The sequence below is a fragment of the Streptomyces sp. NPDC003248 genome (genome assembly GCF_055563235.1).
In genome coordinates this window covers 18,869-35,016 of the sequence record NZ_JBVHDT010000008.1, presented here as the reverse complement: position 1 = coordinate 35,016, position 16,148 = coordinate 18,869, and the positions used below count along the sequence as shown (strand labels likewise).

Genomic DNA, 16,148 nt, shown 5'->3' with positions numbered 1-16,148 from the left:
GACGAGTGCCCACAGGGAGGGGATACCCCGTGTGGGCCGGATCGTTCACGACGGCCACAGGGTTCCGGTGTCATGGTCGGCGGTCGGTCGCTCCCTCCGCCGCGGACGCGGGCCGACCGCGCTCCGGCCGGCCCGCGTCCGCGGCCACCGCGTTGTACCGCGTCAGATACGCGGCGAAGCGCTCCAGGTCGTCCTCGGGCCAGCGGGCGAGCCGCTCCCGGAAGGCGGCGCGCCGCCTGTCGGTGACCCGGGCGAGGACACGGCGGCCGGAGCCGGTGAGACGGAGGAGGTGGACACGGTGGTCCGCCGGGTCCTCGCGCCGCTCGATCAGGGCGGCCCGCTCCAGAGCGGCCACCTGGCGGCTGACGGTGGACTTGTCCAGCGCGTAGTGCGCGGCGAGATCGGTGGCCCGGCAGTCGCCGCTCTCCTCGAGATGGCCGAGCAGGGTGTACGACACGAGCGAGAGCTCGGGGTGCAGCCGGCCCGCCGAGGCACGCGCGCGCCGCGCGAAGACCGTCATCTCGCGCTGGATGGTCTCCACGGCTCGTGCTGTTTCCATGGGGCCTCCCTCGCCGTTCCAGTTGTACCGTACAACCGGATCGGGGAAGGGGCCGCACCGCATCCGGGCCCGCCCGTTGGGGTAGGGTGACGACTCGGCTGCGGACGTTCCCCGGCCGTGAGCGACCGAGGAGGTGAGACCCATTACCGCAGTGTCAGGTCGGGTGCTCTCACCTCGCGACGGCGCGGACCGCCGCTAGGTCTTTCGGCGACGCGAGAGCGCCCTTCGGCTTCCGAAAGGTCTCTCGGCTTCCATGCCCTCTCCGTCGACCCCGTCCCCTTCCTCGTCCGTTTCCTCGTCCGTTTCCTCGTCCGGGCCGTCGTGCTCCGCGGCTCCCTCCGCGGCAGCCGCCACGGAATCCCGCACCGAAGCCCCTACGGATTCCTCCACGGATTCCCCTACGGATTCCTCCACGGATTCCTCCACGGCGTCCTTCGTGGACCCGTCCCGTTCCCCCTCCCGCTTCCCTCCCCGTGACGCCGTCGTCGGTGCGCTGCGTGCCGCCGGGTGCGTCTTCGCGGAGGACGAGGCGGAGCTGCTCCTCGCGGCCGCCCGCACACCGGAGGGGCTCGCCGGCCTGGTGGAGCGCCGCGTCACGGGCCTGCCCCTCGAACTCGTGGTCGGCTGGGCCGAGTTCCACGGTCTGCGCATCGACGTCGAACCGGGCGTCTTCGTGCCCCGCCGCCGTACCGAGTTCCTCGTCGCCCAGGCACTCGCCGGCGCCCCGCACGCCCGCGTGGTCGTGGACCTGTGCTGCGGCTCGGGCGCGGTGGGGGCGGCCCTCGCCTCGGCCCTCGGACCGGTCGAACTGCACGCCGCCGACATCGACCCGGCCGCCGTGCGCTGCGCCCGCCGCAACGTCGCCGACGTCGGCGGACACGTCCACGTGGGCGACCTGTTCGAGGCGCTTCCCGCCGCCCTGCGGGGCCGCGTGGACATCCTGGCCGCCAACGTGCCGTACGTCCCCACCGGCGAGGTCGCCCTGCTGCCCGCCGAGGCCCGTGACCACGAGCCCCTCACCGCCCTCGACGGCGGCGCCGACGGGCTCGACGTGCTGCGCCGGGTCACCGCCGGCGCGGGGGAGTGGCTCGCCCCCGGCGGCAGCCTCCTCGTCGAGACGAGCGAACGGCAGGCCGCCGCGGCGGTCGAGGCGTTCCGCCGCGGCGGGCTGACGACCCGCCTGGCCGTGGACGAGGAGCTGTACGCCCACGTGGTGATCGGGACCAGGGCCGCCGGGGCGTAGGCCCTGCCGCCGTAGCCTGCCGTCGGACTCCCGTCGGCCTGGCGGCGCCCTGCACGCCCCCCACTGCCCGAACGGCGTGGGCGGGGGCTCCGCTCGCCGCGCCGGTCCCTGACGGCGGGTCCTCCGGCGTGAGGTGCGTGCCCTCGGCGTGCCGGTCCCTGACGGCGGGTCCTCCGGCGTGAGGTGCGTGCCCTCGGCGTGCCGGTCCCTGACGGCGGGCCCTCCGGCGTCAGGTGCGTGCCCTCGGCGTGCCGGGCTCCGGCAGCCCGCGTACCCGGAGTGACCGGGGACCGGGGCCGGTCACTCCGTGGCCCGGGCACGGGCCACGAGCAGGGCGACGTCGTCGTGGTTGTCGGGGTGGTGCAGGGCGCGCAGCAGCAGGTCGCACAGGTCCTCCAGCGGGCGCGCCGGGTCGTCGAGGAGGGCGAGCAGGGCGTCCAGCCGTTCGTCCAGGGAGTGCCGGCGGGTCTCGACCAGCCCGTCGGTGTACAGGACGAGCTGGTCGCCGGGGGCGAACTCGACATCGGTCGTGGAGAACGCCACCCCGCCCACGCCCAGCGGCACCCCGGTGGGCAGGTCGAGCAGCTCCGGCGGGCGCCCGGGGCGTACGCGCGCGGGCGGCAGGTGCCCGGCGTTGGCGATCCGGCACCGGCCGAGACGGGGGTCGTGCACGGCGTACACGCACGTGGCGATGGAGTGGGGCAGACCGGACGTGATCCGGTCGAGGTGCTCCAGCAGCACCGCCGGGTCGAGGTCGAGGGAGGCCAGCGTGGTGGTGGCGGTGCGCAGCCGGCCCATGGTGGCGGCGGCGTCGATGCCGCTGCCCATCACGTCGCCGACGACGAGCGCGGTCTTGCCGCCGTCCAGCGGGATCACGTCGAACCAGTCGCCGCCCACCTCGGTGCCGGCCCCGGCGGGCTGGTAGCGGGAGGCCACCTCCAGGCCGCCGGTGACCCGCGGATGGCTCGGCAGCAGGCTGCGCTGGAGGGTGAGGGCGGTGGTGCGGGTGTTCTGGTACCAGCGGGCGTTGTCGATCTGCACGGCCGCGCGGGCGGCCAGCTCCCCGGCGAGCAGCAGGTCGTCCTGTCCGAACGGCACGGGGTGGCGGGTCCGGGCGAGGTCGAGGGCGCCCAGCACCTCGCCGCGCGCGATGAGCGGCACCGCCAGATAGGAGTGGAAGCCGGCCCGTTCCAGGAGCGCGGCCGTCTCCGGGGAGCGGGCGATGCGGGCCATGTCCTCGTCCTTGACCCGCGCCACCATGACCGGCCGGCCGGTGCGCAGGCACTCCGTGACGATGAGGTCGGGCGCGTAGCGCGTGACCCGGCCGGGAGGGTCCGCCGCGGCGCGCACGTGCGACCCGTCGGCCGCCCGGAAGGCCAGCGCGCGGATCACGGCCGGTTCGGCGGGACCGAGGACGCTGCGCCGGCCCTGGACCACCGCGTCGAGCAGGGCCACGGTGGCCACGTCGGCGAGCTCCGGCACGGCGACGTCGGCCAGTTCGCAGGCGGTCCGTTCCAGGTCCAGGGTGGTGCCGATCCGAGCCGAGGCGTCGGCGATGAGGGCGAGCCGGCGGCGCGCGGCGTCGGCCTCGAGGCCCGCCCGGTACCGGTCGGTGACGTCGACGACCGACAGGGCGACGCCCAGCACGGTGCCGCGGGCGTCCTCCAGGCGGTACAGGGACACCGCCCAGGCGTGGTCCTCGTCGGGGTCGGCGGGGGCGCGTCCGACGACGGACCGGTCGACGAGCGGCACGCCGGTGCGCAGCACGTCGCGGGCCTCCGACTCCAGGGCCTCGGTGTCCACTCGGGGCAGCACCTCGCGCATCGTCCGGCCCACGAGCTTGCGCGCGGGGAGGCCGTGGATGCGTTCCAGCGCGGGGTTGACGGTGACGTAGCGCAGCCCGGTGTCCAGGACGGCGAAGCCGATGGGCGACTGCGTGACCATCCGCGCCGACAGGGCCACGTCCCGCTCCAGCCGCCGTACGGTCGACTGGTCGGCGGCCAGGCCCAGGGCGTAGACGTCGCCCCGGTCGTCCACGAGGCGCATGTTGCGGAACTCCACCAGACGCGTGCTGCCGTCCTTGCGCCGGATGGGGAACGCGCCCGCCCAGCTGCGGCCCGTGGACATCACGTCGGCGAAGAGTCTCACCACCAGTTCGACGTGGTGCTCGTGCACCATCACGTGCGCGGCGTACCGGCCCAGCGCCTCGTGCGCGGAGTAGCCGAACAGCTCCTCCGCCTGCGGGCTCCACAGCACGATCCGGCCGTCGGTGTCGAGCACCACCGAGGCCATGTTCAGTACGTCCAGCAGGCCGCTGGGCCCGACGGGGCCGCTGTCGGCGGCCGCGGCCGCCCCGACGTCACCGCTCATGCCACGCACCGCCCCGCAAGGCCGACTCGGCGCACAGCCCCCCGTGCCGACTCTCCTGGTTCCACCGCGCACAACCTCTCTCGCCCACGCCTGCGGCACCGACCGTCTTCCATGCTCCTCCAGTACGGCGCGGCGCGCCGTTCTCCGCACGGCTCCCTCCCGTCCATGTGATTGGTCTGTACATGACCATCCGGCGGGGCCGCACTGTCCGCCGAGCGCGCACCTCACCCCCCGCCCCGGAGGAGACCCATGCCCCTGCGCCCCGCCCGCAGACGCGCACGCCCGGCCCGTGCCGCACGCCCCGTACGTGCTGCTTTGGTGGCGCTGGCCACCGCGACGGCGGCGGCCCTCGGCGCCGCCCCGCCCGCCGCGGCCGCCGACACCTGGACCGAGATCGGCTCCGACCGCGCCGACCCGCTGACCGAGAGCCAGGGCCTGACCTCCGTCGAGGTGCCGGCCGGCAGCGCCAACCGCTACACCGGCATCGGCACCGTCCCCCTCGGCGTGAGCATCCGCGGCTGGAACCACGTCGGCGACCCCGACGCCTCCTACGACGGCCACTACGTCGAGCCCTACCAGCGGGACTCGGGCACGTCGAAGATGTTCCGGGTGCAGGCACCCGGCGGCGCCTGGTCGGAGTACGTCCACACGCTCGGCCCCGGCGAGGCCCTCAACAACTCCTGGGTGGCGATCACGCCCGGCGGCCAGTGGATGCTCACCGGCGAGTGGGGCACGATGACCCGGCTGCTGGTCCTGCCCACCCCCGGCGTCAACCCGGCCACCTCGCCCTCGGCGGACCTGCCCCAGGTGTCCACCGTCCGCCTCGACCACGCCGTGCGCGACGTCCAGGGCTGCGACTTCACCGGCCCGGTCACCTTGCTGTGCTCCTCGGACGACCCCGAGGGGACCCTGTTCGGCATCACCAAGCCGCTCCTGCGCGTCGACCTGTCCGCCGAACCCGGTACCTCCGACGTCACCGGGCACGTCACCGCGCTGCGCGCGCTCCCGCTGCGCAGCTCCTGCTCGGGCGCGTTCGAGACGGAGGGCATCGACTACGACCGCCGTACCGGCACCCTGCGGGTGATCGTCGTCTCGCCCGGCGTCTGCGTGCTGACGGACAGCAAGACCTACCGCTTCACCAGCGGCTGAGGACGGCAGCCGGGCGGGCGCGGACGGGCGCGGACGGGCGTGGACGGGCGCGCGACCGGTGGTGCCCGCCCGGAAAAGTGGTGCTTTTCTAGGGATGTGGCGCGGTTCGCGGGGAACCCGCGCTGTCGCGCCACCGCCACGAGAGGAGCGATCACGATGGACCGCGAGCGAACGCACGAGGAGTCCGTCTCCGTCGAGATCAGCGGATGCAGCAAGGAAGACGCCCGGATCGTGTTCGACGCGCTGTGCGCGTGCTACGAGTCCGACCGGTGTGCCGAGGACGTGCCCGAACAGCTCCACGAGACACGCCCGATGGTCTGGCTCGGCACGTTCGAGGTCACCGAGGCCCAGGAGTGCGCGGCCCCGCCCCGGCTGTCGTCCTCCGTGGAGGCCGACGCGCAGGGCGGCTACTGGGCGATCGACCGGCTCCGCACGACGCTCGACTCCCTGTTCGCCGTGCGCGACCTGTCCTCGGCCTCCGGGGACCAGGAGCGGGAGCTGCACGTCCTGCTCGAAAGCCGGTGACCTGCGGCACACCCCTCACCCCCTATTGTGCAACTAGTTGCATAACCCGTGCGCGGTCCTCTAGAACTGGAGGTGACGACACCGCGCACGGAGGCCTGCCTTGAGCCGTTACCCGCATCTGCTGAGCCCGCTGGACCTGGGCTTCACCACGCTGCCCAACCGCGTCCTGATGGGCTCGATGCACGTCGGCCTGGAAGAGGCCGAGGGCGGCTTCGAGCGCATGGCGGCCTTCTACGCCGCCCGCGCGCGCGGGGGAGTGGGCCTCATCGTCACCGGCGGCATCGCCCCCAACGACGAGGGACGGCCGTACGAGGGCGGCGCCAGGCTGACCACGGACGCGGAGGCCGAACGGCACCGGGTGGTCACCGAGGCCGTCCACCGCGAGGGCGGCCGCATCGCGATGCAGATCCTGCACTTCGGCCGCTACGCCTACCACCGCGACCTGGTCGCCCCCAGCCCCCTCCAGGCCCCCATCAGCCCCTTCCCGCCGCGCGAGCTCACCGACGCCGACGTCGAGCGCACCGTCGACGACTACGCCCGAGCCGCCCGCCTCGCACGGCGGGCCGGCTACGACGGCGTCGAGATCATGGGCTCGGAGGGCTACCTGATCAACGAGTTCACCGCCGCGCGGACCAACCGGCGCACGGATCGCTGGGGCGGCTCCTACGAGAACCGGATGCGCTTCCCGGTGGAGATCGTCCGGCGGGTGCGCGAGGCGGTCGGCGAGGACTTCGTCGTCATCTACCGGCTGTCGATGCTGGACCTGGTGCCCGGCGGCTCGACGCTCGACGAGGTCGTCACCCTCGCGCGGGCCGTCGAGGAGGCCGGGGCGACGATCATCAACACCGGCATCGGCTGGCACGAGGCCCGCATCCCCACCATCGCCACCTCCGTGCCCCGCGGCGCCTACACCTGGGTGACGAGGAAGCTCATGGGGAAGGTGTCCGTCCCCCTCGTCACCACCAACCGCATCAACACCCCGGAACTCGCCGAGGAACTGCTCGCCGACGGCTGCGCCGACCTGGTGTCCATGGCCCGCCCCATGCTCGCCGACCCCGACTTCGTCGCCAAGGCCGCGGCCGGCACGCCCGAGGCCATCAACACCTGCATCGGCTGCAACCAGGCCTGCCTCGACCACACCTTCGGCGGACGGATCACCTCCTGCCTGGTCAACCCGCGCGCCTGCCACGAGACCGAGCTGGTGCTCGCCCCGACCCGGCTGCGCAAGCGCGTCGCCGTCGTCGGCGCCGGACCGGCGGGCCTCGCCTGCGCGGTGTCGGCGGCCGAACGCGGCCACCGGGTCACGCTGTTCGACGCCGCGAGCGAGGTCGGCGGCCAGCTCAACGTGGCCCGCCAGGTCCCCGGCAAGCAGGAGTTCGACGAGACGCTGCGCTACTTCCGCCACCAGATCGACGCGCACGGCGTGGACGTACGCCTGAACACCTGGGTGACCGCCGGGGACCTGTCCGGCTACGACGAGGTCGTCGTCGCCACCGGCGTCACCCCGCGCACCCCCGACATCCCCGGGGTCGACCACCCGAGCGTCGTCGGCTACCTGGACGTCCTGCGCGACCGCGCCCCCGTGGGCGAGCGCGTCGCCGTCCTGGGCGCCGGCGGCATCGGCTTCGACGTCGCCGAGTTCCTCACCGACGGCGGCGACCGGGCCAGCGAGGACCCCGCGACGTACTTCCGCCACTGGGGCGTGGACAGGGACTACCGGGCCCCCGGCGGCCTCGCCGCGCCCGAGCGGCCCGCCCCGCCGCGCACCGTCCACCTGCTCCAGCGCAAGACCACCAAGGTCGGCGCCGGACTCGGGAAGACCACCGGCTGGATCCACCGCACCGAGCTCAAGCACCGCGGCGTCACCATGGTCCCGGGCGTGCGCTACGACCGCATCGACGACGCCGGACTGCACATCACCGTCGGCGAGGAGAGCACGGTCCTCCCGGTCGACACCATCGTGCTGTGCACCGGCCAGGAACCGCGCCGGGACCTCTACGAGGAACTGGTCGCCGCCGGGGTGAAGGCCCACCTCATCGGCGGCGCCGACGTGGCCGCCGAACTGGACGCCAAACGGGCCGTCAAGCAGGGCACCGAGCTGGCGGCGGCGCTGTAGGCCCCGTAGGGCGCGTCCCTAGGATGGGCCCATGTCACTCCCGCACGCGATCCTCACCGCCCTGCTCGAGAAGCCGTCGTCGGGACTGGATCTGACCCGCCGGTTCGACAAGTCGATCGGCTACTTCTGGTCGGCGACGCACCAGCAGATCTACCGCGAGCTGGGGCGGCTGGAGGCCGGGGGCCACATCCGGGCCCTGCCCGCCGAAGGACCGACGCGCGGGCAGCGCAAGAGCTACGAGGTCCTGCCCGCGGGCCGCGCCGAACTCGAACGCTGGACCGCCGCGGCGCAGGACCCCAAGCCGCACCGGGACGCGCTGCTGCTGCGGCTGCGCGCCGCAGCCGTCGTCGGCACCGCCGGCCTGGAGGCCGACCTGCGCCGCCATCTGGACCTGCACCGGCGGCAGCTGGCCGAGTACGAGGAGATCGAGCAGCGCGACTTCCCGCCCGGCAGCGACGGCGCGCAGGCCAGGCTTCAGCACCTGGTCCTGCGCGCGGGCATCCAGCTGGAGACCTTCTGGACGCAGTGGCTGACCGAGGCACTGGAGGAACTTCCCGGGGTACGGCCCGGTGGCCCGGCCGAGCAGGCGTCCTAGCTCGGACCGGCCGAGGCGTCCCGGCACCGCCTGAGGCGGCGTCCCGGCATCGGCCGAGGCGGTGTCCCGGGAGCCGCTGAGGCAGTGTCACGGGACCATCTGATCCGGCCGGGCGGGAGCCTCCCGCCGGCCCTCCCCCCGGCAGGGCAGGCGTACCGGGACCGGACGGGCAAGAGCGGCCCTAGGGCCTGTTGCGAAAGTCCCGTCGTCCGCCCGGAGGGCGGGCCTGGCGGCGTCAGATGCGTGCTCTGGGGGTCCCCCCGGTCGAAGGCTGGGGGAGTGCCGGCCCCTGGCCCTCGTACTGGATGTACTTGGGTCAGGGGCCGGTGCGGCGAGAGTGCGTGCATGGCGTCGTCGGGCAGGCGGGACTTTCGCAACAGGCCCTAGTAGCGGTGCGGCCGCGAGCGGCGGCGCAGGTACCAGACCGCCGCGACGGCGCCGGACCCGACCAGGGCCCCGCCGACCGCCATGGTGACCGCGCCGTAGTCGCGGACCGTGCCGCCCGTGCCGCCCAGGACGCCCCGGGTGGGCGAGGACGTCGTGGAGATCGTCGGCTCGGACGCGGCCGCGACGATCACCGACTGGGTGCCGGCGGTGGTGCCGTTCGCGCACATGACGACGACCGTGTACGTGCCGGGGGTGATGCCCGACCAGGCGGCGGACTGGCTGACGCCGGTGCCCGACAGGGCCACCTGCCGGCCCTGGGAGAAGTTCGCCTGGCCGCTGGTGAGCAGCGCCGCCGTGCCCCAGCTGCCGTTGGCCTGGGTGCACGCGCTGGTCACCACGGACACCGTGGACCCGGTCGTGCTGACGGAGATGCCGGAGATCCCCGCGGCCGGCCGGGCGGTCACCGTGAGCGGGAGCGCGGCGGCGGCTGCCACGGTCAGTCCGGAGCGGGCGAGGAGACGGGAAGTGCGCATCGGATGTCCTCCGGCGGCACGGTTGGCGGTACATCCCTTGCGCCGCCGAGGATCGGGTACGCCCGTGCTGCCTCAGGGGCAGCCAATGCGCCCCCGCCCCGTGCCGCACCCCGGCCGCCTCCGTCCGGGTGACGTCGTCCCCCGGACGGCTCAGCCCCGGTGGCCGCCCGTCGTCACCGTCCGCTCCTCGGAGAACGCCCCCCACGTCCCGTCCGGCAGCCGTGCCCGCAGCCGCACCCGGTGCCCGACACCGGCCTCGCGCCCCAGGTAGAAGCTGTAGGAGGCCTTCCCCTGCGGGGGGTTCCCGCCCCACACGAGGGAGGTGGCCGGCTGCCCGTCGAGCTGGATCTGGTACTCCGTGACCACGCCGTCCACGCGCGGCGGCACCCAGGTGAGCTCGACGGAGTACGCCCCGTCCGCCGCGCGGACCGTCGCCCGCAGGTCCGTCGGCGCGGTGTCCCGCCCCTCGTCCGTGCCGGGCCCGGTGGTCAGGCGCACGACCGCGCCGGCCGGCGAGAGGTTGTCGGCCGCGTCCCGCGCCCGCACGGTGAAGGAGTACCGGGTGCCCGGCCGCAGCCCCGTGACCACCGTCGCCGTCTGGTTCCCGCCGACGCTGTGGATCTTCACCCCGCCCTGGTAGACGTCGTACGACACCACCCCGCGGTCGTCCGTGGAGGCCGACCAGGACAGTTGGGCCGCCCGGCTCCCCGCGGCCCGGCCCACGGTGCCGGCCGGCCGGGTCGGGGCCGTCCGGTCCGCCGCGACCGCCGCCGGGGTCGTCGCCCGTACCTCCCGGCTGCGCGGGCCGAGCCGTCCCCCGGCGTCCCGCGCCCGCACGGTGAAGACGTAGCCGGTGCCCGGGTCGAGCCGGGTGACGTCGAGCATGTGGGCGGAGCCGGGCACCTCACCGACCTTCGTGGTGCCCCGGTACACCTCGTACGCGCGGGCCCCGGCGACCGCGTTCCACATCACGTGCACGCTGGTCGCGCTTCCCGCCTCGGCCGTGACCCCGGTCGGAGCGCCGGGCGCCCGCCCCTCGTCACCGTCGCCCGGCGCCGCGCATCCGCAGCACACCGCCAGGACCCACCCGCACAGCACCACGCGTCGCACGGCTCCCCCTCCCGGGCCGACAGGGCGGCAATGGTCCGGACCAATATGGCGCGGTGGTGCGAGCACATCAAGAGGGCGGTGCGGGGCCGGCATTGGTGGGCGGCCGGGACAGTTTCGTATGCTGAGGCTTCCACGGCTGAACTTCCCTCTGATCCAGGGGAGTTCGCGCCGTCGGCGTGGAACGCTGTCGTCGCTGATCCCACGCCGGCGGGGCGGCCGGGGACCGGTACCGAGACGGCACCGGTCCCCGGCCCACGTACCCGGCCCCCGGCTCACGTACCCGGCTCACGTACGGCCCCCGGCCCACGTCCCCGGACCGCGGCCCCGGACCGCGGCCCCGGCTCCCGTCCGTACGTCCGTACGCCGCGAGGGGCGCGTGCACCGTACGGCCCCCTCGGGTGGCCCCGGGAGACGGCCGGCCCCAGATTGGGCTGGGAGTTCTCCCCAGTCCCCCACGAGAGGGTCCCGCACCGTGCCTGTCCAGTTGCCGCACCGGGTGAGGCGGAGGGCGCCCCTGACGCTGGCCGCGGCCGGCCTCGTCCTGCTCGCCCCGACCGCCGCCCCCGCCGTGGCCCGGCCGGCCTCCGACGTCCCCCGGAGACCGGCCGCGCCGCGGGAGGGCACCGTGTCCGCCGCCGACCTGCTGGCCCGCGTGCGGAACTGCACCCGCGTCTCCCGCGGCCTCTACCGCAGCGATGCCGCCGCCCCCGCCACGATCCCGGTCTGCGGCACCGAGGGCGCCGTCTTCTGGACGGCCGACATGGACATCGACTGCGACGGCCGCCCCGGCACCCGCTGCAACGCCACCACCGACCCCACGTTCTCGCCGGCCACCGCCTTCACCCAGTCCGACGGCCGCTATCTGAGCGCCGAGAGCCTGCCGTACATCGTCGTGCCCGCCCCGAGCACCCTCTGGGACTACCGCGACCACGGGGTGCGCGGCGGAACCGTGGCGGCCGTCGTCCACCAGGGCCGGGTCCAGTACGCCGTCGTCGGGGACGTCGGACCGTCCGCGATCATCGGCGAGGCCTCGTACGCCACCGCCGCGGCCCTCGGCATCCGCGCCGACCCGCACGGCGGCGGAACCCCCTCCGGCGTCACCTACATCCTCTTCGAGGACTCCCGGGCGACCCCCGTCGAGAGCCACGCGGCCGCCGTCGAGGTGGGCGAACGGCTCGCGCGCGCGTTCGTCCGGGGCACCCGGGACGCGGCGCGGCGGCCGGGCGCCACCGGGGCCGGGCAGCCGCTCGCCGAGGACCGTGGGGCCCCGTGACCGGCACGGCCGGGCCCCGCCAAGGGGCCCGGTCACACCTTCCGGTAGGAGTACGCCTCGGCGGCCGCCGCCTCCACCGCGTCCAGGCCGGCTCCCGTGGCCGCCGTGACGACGGCGGCGACCGCGCCCTCCACGAACGGCGCGTCCACGAGGCGGGTGCCGTCGGGCAGCTCGTCGCCCTCGGCGAGCAGTGCCTTCACGGTGAGCACGGCGCTTCCGAGGTCGGTGAGGACGGCGATCCCGGCACCGCGGTCCACCGAGGCCGCGGCGGCGCTGATCAACTCCGCGCTCGTCCCGAGCCCGCCGCCCTCGGTGCCGCCCGCCGGGGCGACGGGCACGTCCGTGCCGCCGCCCGCGAGCCCCCGGGCCAGCTCCGCGACGGCCGCGGCGACCTGGGCGCTGTGCGAGACGAGCACGATCCCGACCCGTCGGCCCTCACTCACCGGAGGCCTCCACGAGTCCCGCGACGAGCAGGGCGGACGAGGTGGCGCCCGGGTCTTGGTGCCCGATGCTGCGCTCGCCCAGATAGCTCGCCCGGCCCTTGCGCGCCTGGAGGGGGGTGGTGGCGACGGCCCCCCGCTCCGCGGCGTCCCGCGCCGCGCCGAACCCGGCGCCCAGTGCCTCCACGGCGGGCACCAGCGCGTCGATCATCGTCTTGTCGCCCGGCGCGGCCCCGCCGAGCTGCATCACCGCGTCCACGCCGGCGCGCAGCGCCTCGGCGAGCTGCTCCTCGCTCACCTCGGCCCCGTCCCCGAGCGCCTTGCCCGTCCGCCGCAGCAGCGTGCCGTACAGGGGTCCCGACGCCCCGCCGACGGTCGAGATGAGCTGACGCCCGGCGAGCACGAGGACGGCCCCGGGCGTCGCCGGCGCCTCCTTCTCCAGGGCGGCGGTGACGGCGCTGAACCCGCGGTGCAGGTTGCTGCCGTGGTCGGCGTCCCCGATGGGGGAGTCGAGGGCGGTGAGCCGTTCCGCCTCGCGGTCGACGGACGCGGCGGTGGCCGTCATCCAACGGCGGAAGAAATCGGCGTCGAGCACTGGATCTCCTTGCCTGGTAGGTGGGTCGGGCGTGGTGGCCTCCCGGCGGGCGGGCCCGCGGGTCACCTGCCCCAGCGCAGCCCCGGCGTGCTCACCGGCGCGTCCCACAGCCGCAGCAGCTCCTCGTCCACCTGGCACAGGGTGACCGAGGCGCCCGCCATGTCGAGGGACGTCACGTAGTTCCCGACGAGCGTACGGGCGACGGCGACCCCGCGCCGGGTCAGGACGCGCTGCACCTCGGCGTTGAAGCCGTACAGCTCCAGCAGCGGGGTGGCGCCCATGCCGTTGACGAGGACGAGGACCGGGTTGCGCGGTGACAGGTCCTCCAGGAGGGCGTCGACCGCGAAGTCGGCGATCTCCCCGGCGGTCATCATCGCGCGCCGCTCGCGCCCCGGCTCGCCGTGGATGCCGATGCCCAACTCCAGCTCGCCGGGCGGCAGGTCGAAGGTCGGACTGCCCTTGGCGGGGGTGGTGCACGCGCTGAGCGCCACGCCGAAGCTGCGCGCGCTCTCGTTGACCTTCCGCGCGACCGCCTCGACACGCTCCAGCGGCAGGCCCTCGTCGGCGGCGGCGCCGGCGATCTTCTCCACGAACAGTGTCGCGCCGGTGCCGCGCCGCCCCGCCGTGTACAGGCTGTCGGTCACCGCGACGTCATCGTTGACCAGCACTTTCGCGATCTGGATGCCCTCGTCCTCGGCCAGTTCCGCGGCCATGTCGAAGTTGAGCACGTCGCCGGTGTAGTTCTTCACGACGAACAGCACCCCGGCCCCGCTGTCGACGGCGGCGGCCGCGCGCACCATCTGGTCCGGCACCGGCGAGGTGAAGACCTCCCCCGGGCAGGCCGCCGAGAGCATCCCCGGTCCGACGAATCCCCCGTGCAGGGGTTCGTGCCCCGAGCCGCCCCCCGACACCAGCCCCACTTTCCCGGCCACCGGCGCGTCCCGCCGCACGATCACCCGGTTCTCGACGTCGACGGTCAGCTCGGGGTGGGCGGCGGCCATCCCGCGCAGGGCGTCCGCGACGACGGTCTCGGGAACGTTGATGAGCATCCTCATGGGTACCTCCCGGCTGGTCAGCGGGTGGACTCCTGACCAGCGTCTCTTGTAGTCAGGCGGGTGACGGGTCACCACCGATCGCGGTGGTTCGAGGCGCTCCGGCGCGGGTCCCGGCGGTAGGGACACCGACGGAACGCTTGCTCCGGTGACGCCGTGCCGGTCGCCGGCGGTGGCTCGTCGGAGTGCTGAAAGGGTCCTACGAGGGCAGTATCGGCCTTGCGGCTGCGAAGGTCACGTGCACCTGCCGGGCCCGTCCTTCGCGCGCGGCGAGCCGTTGCGTCCATGCCGGGGGCGTGGTGGTCACCCGGCCGTGGTGGCGAGGAATCGGTTCAGTCCCCGCGCCGGTCCCTGACCCTGCGGAGCTTGCCGAGGGAACGTTCCAGCGTCTCCGGGTCCACCACGGCCACCTCCACGCTGATGCCGACACCGTCCTTGACGCCCTGGGCGACGGCGCGGGCCGCGCTTTCGCGCTGCTCCGGTCCGGCGTCCGGCCGCGCTTCCACCCGGACGGTCATGTGGTCCATCCGCCCGCGCCGGCTGAGGTCGATCTGGAAGTGCGGGGCGACGCCGGGGGTGCGCAGCACGATCTCCTCGATCTGGGTCGGGAAGACGTTCACCCCACGCAGGATGATCATGTCGTCGCAGCGGCCGGTGATCTTCTCGATGCGGCGGAACCCGGTCCGGGCCGTGCCGGGCAGGAGACGGGTCAGGTCCCGGGTGCGGTAGCGGATGACGGGCAGCGCCTCCTTGGTGAGCGAGGTGAACACCAGCTCACCGCTCTCGCCGTCGGCGAGGACCTCGTCCGTGAAGGGGTCGACGATCTCGGGGAGGAAGTGGTCCTCCCACACGTGCAGGCCGTCCTTGGTGTCCACGCACTCCTGGGCGACGCCGGGGCCCATCACCTCGGAGAGGCCGTAGATGTCGACCGCGTGGATGTCCATGCGCTCCTCGATCTCGTGGCGCATCGCCTCCGTCCACGGCTCGGCGCCGAAGATGCCCACCTTCAGGGAGGTGGAGCGCGGATCCACGCCCTGTTTCTCGAACTCGTCGAGCAGGGTGAGCATGTAGGACGGGGTGACCATGATGATCTCGGGCTGGAAGTCCTGGATGATCTGCACCTGGCGTGCGGTCATACCGCCCGAGGCGGGGATCACCGTACAGCCGGCCCGCTCCGCGCCGTAGTGGGCGCCGAGTCCGCCGGTGAACAGGCCGTAACCGTAGCTGATGTGGACCTTGTGGCCGGGGCGGCCGCCGGCGGCGCGGATGGAGCGGGCGATGAGATCCGCCCAGGTGGACAGGTCCCGCTCCGTGTACCCGACGACCGTCGGGCGGCCGGTGGTGCCGCTGGAGGCGTGGATGCGCCGCACCTCGGACAGGGGCACGGCGAACATGCCGAACGGGTACGTCTCGCGCAGGTCCGCCTTGGTCGTGAACGGGAAGCGGGCCAGATCCTCCGGCGTCCGGCAGTCGCCGGGCGTCACACCGGCCCGGTCGAACTTCTGGCGGTAGAGCTCGACGTTGTCGTAGGCGTGCCGCAGTGTCCGCCGGAGGCGGCGCAGCTGGAGGTCGCGCACCTCCTCGCGCGGCAGCCGCTCGGCGTCGTCCCACAGCTCCGCCGGGAGGGGTTCGCCGCGGCGGGGGCGCGCGTCCGCCGGTGCTGTCGGTTCGCTGATCATTGCGGCTCCTCGCCTTGCGTGCTCCGGATGCTGCGGCCGCGGAACTCGGCGATCACCGCGTCGCCGCGTGTGACGCTCACGCCGTGGATACCGCTGCGGCCGAACCGGGTCACCTCGCGGGCGGTGGCCACCAGGACGTCGCCCTCATGGGCGGGCGCCACGAAGGCTACGTCCGCCCCGGAGGCGACGGTGACGGGGCCGTGGTGGTTGCAGGCGCAGGCGAAGGCGGTGTCGGCGAACAGGAACGGACAGCCGCCGTGGGCGATGCCGTGGCCGTTGACCATGGACGCCGTCACGGTCATGCGGAGCACCGCGGTCCCCTCGCCCTGCTCCAGCAGTTCGATGCCCAGCAGCCGCGAGGCCCGGTCCGCGGCGAACATGCGCGCTGCGGGCCCCGGCGACGCGGACGTCGCTTCCGTCACGTTCCACACCACCTTGTGTACCGACCGAACATTCGGTCACCGTGCGGCACGGCCAAGTAATCAAGCCGCGCCATGACCTGTCAAGAGGTGCGTCACCCGC

General features: G+C 74.3%; 15 protein-coding genes. 6 read left to right on the top strand and 9 right to left on the bottom strand.

Annotated elements, in window-relative coordinates; all coding sequences use genetic code 11:
- Positions 1-70: 70 nt before the first annotated feature.
- Positions 71-559 carry a MarR family winged helix-turn-helix transcriptional regulator gene (locus tag ACZ3KJ_RS20150; RefSeq protein WP_467528678.1) on the bottom strand — a complete coding sequence of 163 codons (489 nt, stop codon included), beginning with the start codon at positions 557-559 and terminating at the stop codon, positions 71-73.
- A gap of 436 nt (positions 560-995) precedes the next feature.
- Here ACZ3KJ_RS20150 and ACZ3KJ_RS20145 point away from each other — a divergent pair, with 436 nt between their 5' ends.
- Positions 996-1,802, top strand: coding sequence for a putative protein N(5)-glutamine methyltransferase (locus ACZ3KJ_RS20145; protein WP_467528676.1), 807 nt, complete (start codon positions 996-998; stop codon positions 1,800-1,802).
- A gap of 300 nt (positions 1,803-2,102) precedes the next feature.
- Here the strand turns inward: ACZ3KJ_RS20145 and ACZ3KJ_RS20140 are convergent, their stop codons facing one another.
- Positions 2,103-4,172 (bottom strand): SpoIIE family protein phosphatase, encoded by a 2,070-nt coding sequence (locus tag ACZ3KJ_RS20140; RefSeq protein WP_467528674.1) that lies wholly within the window; start codon positions 4,170-4,172, stop codon positions 2,103-2,105.
- 249 nt (positions 4,173-4,421) lie between these two features.
- Between ACZ3KJ_RS20140 and ACZ3KJ_RS20135 the strand changes: the two genes are divergently transcribed.
- The 4 genes from ACZ3KJ_RS20135 to ACZ3KJ_RS20120 all read left to right on the top strand — a co-directional run bounded on the left by ACZ3KJ_RS20135 (position 4,422) and on the right by ACZ3KJ_RS20120 (position 8,557).
- Positions 4,422-5,321 carry a hypothetical protein gene (locus tag ACZ3KJ_RS20135; RefSeq protein WP_467528672.1) on the top strand — a complete coding sequence of 300 codons (900 nt, stop codon included), beginning with the start codon at positions 4,422-4,424 and terminating at the stop codon, positions 5,319-5,321.
- A gap of 156 nt (positions 5,322-5,477) precedes the next feature.
- Positions 5,478-5,846: a hypothetical protein gene (locus ACZ3KJ_RS20130; protein WP_467528671.1), complete on the top strand. Its 369-nt coding sequence runs from the start codon at positions 5,478-5,480 to the stop codon at positions 5,844-5,846.
- 100 nt (positions 5,847-5,946) lie between these two features.
- The gene (locus ACZ3KJ_RS20125) at positions 5,947-7,962 is read left to right on the top strand and encodes an NADPH-dependent 2,4-dienoyl-CoA reductase (RefSeq protein ID WP_467528670.1); all 2,016 of its coding nucleotides are present in this window, start codon (positions 5,947-5,949) and stop codon (positions 7,960-7,962) included.
- A gap of 31 nt (positions 7,963-7,993) precedes the next feature.
- Positions 7,994-8,557: a PadR family transcriptional regulator gene (locus ACZ3KJ_RS20120; protein ID WP_467528668.1), complete on the top strand. Its 564-nt coding sequence runs from the start codon at positions 7,994-7,996 to the stop codon at positions 8,555-8,557.
- 383 nt (positions 8,558-8,940) lie between these two features.
- On the opposite strand, the gene ACZ3KJ_RS20115 is transcribed toward ACZ3KJ_RS20120, so the two are convergent.
- Together ACZ3KJ_RS20115 and ACZ3KJ_RS20110 are read right to left on the bottom strand one after the other, a co-directional pair.
- Positions 8,941-9,477, bottom strand: a complete 537-nt coding sequence (locus ACZ3KJ_RS20115; protein ID WP_467528667.1) for a hypothetical protein — start codon at positions 9,475-9,477, stop codon at positions 8,941-8,943.
- A gap of 150 nt (positions 9,478-9,627) precedes the next feature.
- A complete protein-coding gene (locus tag ACZ3KJ_RS20110; protein ID WP_467528665.1) occupies positions 9,628-10,587 on the bottom strand; it encodes a fibronectin type III domain-containing protein in 960 nt (319 codons plus the stop codon).
- Positions 10,588-11,059: 472 nt separating this feature from the next.
- Between ACZ3KJ_RS20110 and ACZ3KJ_RS20105 the strand changes: the two genes are divergently transcribed.
- Positions 11,060-11,860 (top strand): glycoside hydrolase family 75 protein, encoded by an 801-nt coding sequence (locus ACZ3KJ_RS20105; RefSeq protein WP_467528663.1) that lies wholly within the window; start codon positions 11,060-11,062, stop codon positions 11,858-11,860.
- A gap of 32 nt (positions 11,861-11,892) precedes the next feature.
- Here ACZ3KJ_RS20105 and ACZ3KJ_RS20100 read toward each other — a convergent pair whose 3' ends face one another.
- From ACZ3KJ_RS20100 to paaI, 5 genes are all read right to left on the bottom strand, one after another.
- The gene (locus ACZ3KJ_RS20100; RefSeq protein ID WP_467528661.1) at positions 11,893-12,303 is read right to left on the bottom strand and encodes a PTS-dependent dihydroxyacetone kinase phosphotransferase subunit DhaM; all 411 of its coding nucleotides are present in this window, start codon (positions 12,301-12,303) and stop codon (positions 11,893-11,895) included.
- Positions 12,296-12,895: a dihydroxyacetone kinase subunit DhaL gene (gene dhaL / locus ACZ3KJ_RS20095; RefSeq protein ID WP_467528659.1), complete on the bottom strand. Its 600-nt coding sequence runs from the start codon at positions 12,893-12,895 to the stop codon at positions 12,296-12,298. The genes ACZ3KJ_RS20100 and dhaL overlap by 8 nt, the downstream gene beginning before the upstream one ends.
- A 62-nt stretch (positions 12,896-12,957) precedes the next feature.
- On the bottom strand, positions 12,958-13,950 hold the full coding sequence (gene dhaK, locus ACZ3KJ_RS20090) for a dihydroxyacetone kinase subunit DhaK (protein ID WP_467528658.1): 993 nt from the start codon (positions 13,948-13,950) through the stop codon (positions 12,958-12,960).
- Positions 13,951-14,279: 329 nt separating this feature from the next.
- The gene (gene paaK, locus ACZ3KJ_RS20085; RefSeq protein ID WP_467528656.1) at positions 14,280-15,626 is read right to left on the bottom strand and encodes a phenylacetate--CoA ligase PaaK; all 1,347 of its coding nucleotides are present in this window, start codon (positions 15,624-15,626) and stop codon (positions 14,280-14,282) included.
- Positions 15,623-16,048, bottom strand: a complete 426-nt coding sequence (gene paaI / locus ACZ3KJ_RS20080; RefSeq protein WP_467528654.1) for a hydroxyphenylacetyl-CoA thioesterase PaaI — start codon at positions 16,046-16,048, stop codon at positions 15,623-15,625. The genes paaK and paaI overlap by 4 nt, the downstream gene beginning before the upstream one ends.
- Between the last annotated feature and the right edge of the window lie 100 nt (positions 16,049-16,148).

What these genes read in the sequence shown, in the direction of transcription:
- ACZ3KJ_RS20150 (WP_467528678.1), bottom strand. Translation starts at nt 559, where the DNA reads ATGGAAACAGCACGAGCCGTGGAGACCATCCAGCGCGAGATGACGGTC.
- ACZ3KJ_RS20140 (WP_467528674.1), bottom strand. Translation starts at nt 4,172, where the DNA reads ATGAGCGGTGACGTCGGGGCGGCCGCGGCCGCCGACAGCGGCCCCGTC.
- ACZ3KJ_RS20135 (WP_467528672.1), top strand. Translation starts at nt 4,422, where the DNA reads ATGCCCCTGCGCCCCGCCCGCAGACGCGCACGCCCGGCCCGTGCCGCA.
- ACZ3KJ_RS20130 (WP_467528671.1), top strand. Translation starts at nt 5,478, where the DNA reads ATGGACCGCGAGCGAACGCACGAGGAGTCCGTCTCCGTCGAGATCAGC.
- ACZ3KJ_RS20120 (WP_467528668.1), top strand. Translation starts at nt 7,994, where the DNA reads ATGTCACTCCCGCACGCGATCCTCACCGCCCTGCTCGAGAAGCCGTCG.
- ACZ3KJ_RS20115 (WP_467528667.1), bottom strand. Translation starts at nt 9,477, where the DNA reads ATGCGCACTTCCCGTCTCCTCGCCCGCTCCGGACTGACCGTGGCAGCC.
- dhaK (WP_467528658.1), bottom strand. Translation starts at nt 13,950, where the DNA reads ATGAGGATGCTCATCAACGTTCCCGAGACCGTCGTCGCGGACGCCCTG.
- paaK (WP_467528656.1), bottom strand. Translation starts at nt 15,626, where the DNA reads ATGATCAGCGAACCGACAGCACCGGCGGACGCGCGCCCCCGCCGCGGC.